General features: G+C 62.8%; 3 protein-coding genes. 2 read left to right on the top strand and 1 reads right to left on the bottom strand.

Going from position 1 to position 2,185, the window contains the following annotated elements:
- Nucleotides 1-93: 93 nt before the first annotated feature.
- Entirely contained in the window at nucleotides 94-1,008 is a 915-nt protein-coding gene (locus M8523_RS36215; protein WP_282589630.1) for a glycosyl hydrolase 53 family protein, read from the bottom strand.
- Nucleotides 1,009-1,088: 80 nt separating this feature from the next.
- On the opposite strand from M8523_RS36215, the gene M8523_RS36210 reads away from it, so the two are divergent.
- Both M8523_RS36210 and M8523_RS36205 read left to right on the top strand, forming a co-directional pair.
- Entirely contained in the window at nucleotides 1,089-1,655 is a 567-nt protein-coding gene (locus tag M8523_RS36210; protein ID WP_282589629.1) for a hypothetical protein, read from the top strand.
- A gap of 170 nt (nucleotides 1,656-1,825) precedes the next feature.
- On the top strand, nucleotides 1,826-2,185 hold a 360-nt coding region (locus M8523_RS36205), incomplete at its 3' end, for a CHASE3 domain-containing protein (RefSeq protein ID WP_282589628.1).

Raw genomic sequence — 2,185 nt, 5'->3', positions numbered from 1 at the left:
AACGCCAAGGAGGCTCCCTGAATCATATCGGATTTCAGGCCGTCAAATAGCTCACTGATTTCATGCGTAACCCCTGGATCTCCCCCCAAGCGGTTAGATCGCCATGTCATAGTCGAGCCGAAGCTGCTGCGGCTCCGAGCGGTGCTCCTGCAGCGCCGCTGCGAGGTGGGGATCGACCCCAAGATCCTGGCGGATGAGGCCATGCGACCAACGTTGCCGTGACCGCGGGCGGTGCCAGGGCGGGCAATCGACGAACGGGTACCAGCAAACACCCACGACATCGGCACCGTTCTGCTCGGCGGCCGCCACGTCTTGCAGGATGTGTCGCAACCAATCGCCCTTGCTCCAACCGGGATGGCGTCGATGGTGGATCGGATGCCCATCATGCCAGCTCGTCTCCGCCACCATGATGGGAAGCCGGTAGCGTCGCGCGACCTTGGTCAAGACCTTGTATAGCGATGTGCGGGCTGTGTGCGGATAGTAGTTCACGCCGACCACGTCAACGAGGCCCGCCGCGACCAGCGCGTCCGTCGCGGCAAACTGGCGTTCACCAATACCCGTGATCGGGTCGGTCGAAAGAATGCGCACCTCGGGGTGATGATCCTTGGCGACGCGTGCCATGGTGATGGCCAGGTGCACGGACGCCTGTTGCGGCATGCCACATAGTCTTGGGTACAGTGAAGGCTCGTTGACCGGACAGATCCACAAGGGTGCCGCCCGATTGGCTGCCTCGGCCACCCTGCGGGCATGCGCGGCAGGATCGTCCGGCGGATCGAAGTGGTTCAGATCCCAAATCACGCTCATGCCTGCGGCGTGAGCGCAACGAAGACGCGGCCTCGGATCATGGCGCCACGGCAACCCGTCCCGCGAGCGGGTCAACCCGTGCTGGCGCGCGATAGCATAATGCGCTGGCATGCGGTCCTCGGGCATGTGCCGCGTGGTGCGCAACAGGTCGTGCCCGTTCCAGCCGAGGCGGCCACACTCAAACCCCGCCAACAAAGCCGTCATCGCGACCGCTTCCCCCCTACGATTTGCCGGGAGGGTAGCATAGGTCTTGCCGACGTTCTTCATCTGTTCACATTCGGCAGATGCTTCGGCCAAAGACGCTCGTGCAATATCCCTGGGTCGTGGTGCGCATCGAGTGCGTGCTGTGCGATCGGCGCGGACGCTACCGTCTGGCCCGGCTGGCGGCCCGGTATGGTCCAGAGCAAAGCCTCGACGGGCTGCTTGCCGATCTTGCGCACGACTGCCCTTGGTGGCGGACGAACCCGCGCAAATATGAGCCGCGCTGTGGCGCTCGGTTCGCGGATCTGGAGCGAAATCTGCCACCGCCGGATCATCCGGACGAGCCCGTGTATCAACGCAGGCAGCCAACCCGCGAAGACGTGCAAAAATCAGCATCCCGGTCACCCCCTCAGCAACCGGCCGGCACTGTGCCGCTGCTCTCGACCTGGCCGCATTTCGAAATCGTGGTGTCGTGCGCCACGTGTGGCAGGCGAGACGTGCTCGATGTCGCGCTCCTCCGCCAAGCCTTACAGAACGGTGATGCGCGGCTAATGGATCTGCGGGTGAGCCTAACGGCACAATGTCCACGCCGGGAGGCGCAATCGATCTATGAGCAGTGCGGCGCCGTGCTCATTGCTCCGGGTCAGTGATGGCGGCGTAGATAGGGGCGGTTGCACTCAAACGGGTCCTAGAACGACGAGGTAGCCTTCATTCTGCAATGGTACAGTGACTGGGAATGAGGCAGGAGTGCCTGATGATGTCCAGGCGCTACCTTGTGGGATCGACCTCCGCTTTCCTGCTGGTCGGGTTCGTTGCCCTCATGACGATCGTCGCCATGAATGTCTGGCTGGGCGAGCGGGCGCAGTCATATTTTGACGACGCGATCGCCGCGCGCAACACCCGGGTGGCGGCGGTCGAATTGAGAAACGCGATGCAGACCGCTGAATCGAGCCAGCGCGGCTTCATCATCACCGGCAACGAAATCTATCTCGCTCCCTATCAAGCCGCCAAAATCCAGGCGCAACGGCACCTGTCGGCCCTGCAGATCCTCTTGCCGACCTACCCGAATTCAGACCTCCTACTTAAACGCTTGACCGCCGTTATCGGCACCAAGTTCGATGATCTCGAACGGACGATCGCCCTCAAGCGCAATCAGCGGGAGGACGAAGCCCTGGCCGCC

Source organism: Lichenifustis flavocetrariae, assembly GCF_026130545.1.
GTDB lineage: Bacteria > Pseudomonadota > Alphaproteobacteria > Rhizobiales > Beijerinckiaceae > Lichenihabitans > Lichenihabitans flavocetrariae.
Note: the sequence above shows the minus strand (reverse complement) of the source record. Positions and strands in the feature narration are given on the sequence as shown.

What these genes read in the sequence shown, in the direction of transcription:
- M8523_RS36215 (WP_282589630.1), bottom strand. Translation starts at nt 1,008, where the DNA reads ATGACGGCTTTGTTGGCGGGGTTTGAGTGTGGCCGCCTCGGCTGGAAC.
- M8523_RS36210 (WP_282589629.1), top strand. Translation starts at nt 1,089, where the DNA reads ATGCTTCGGCCAAAGACGCTCGTGCAATATCCCTGGGTCGTGGTGCGC.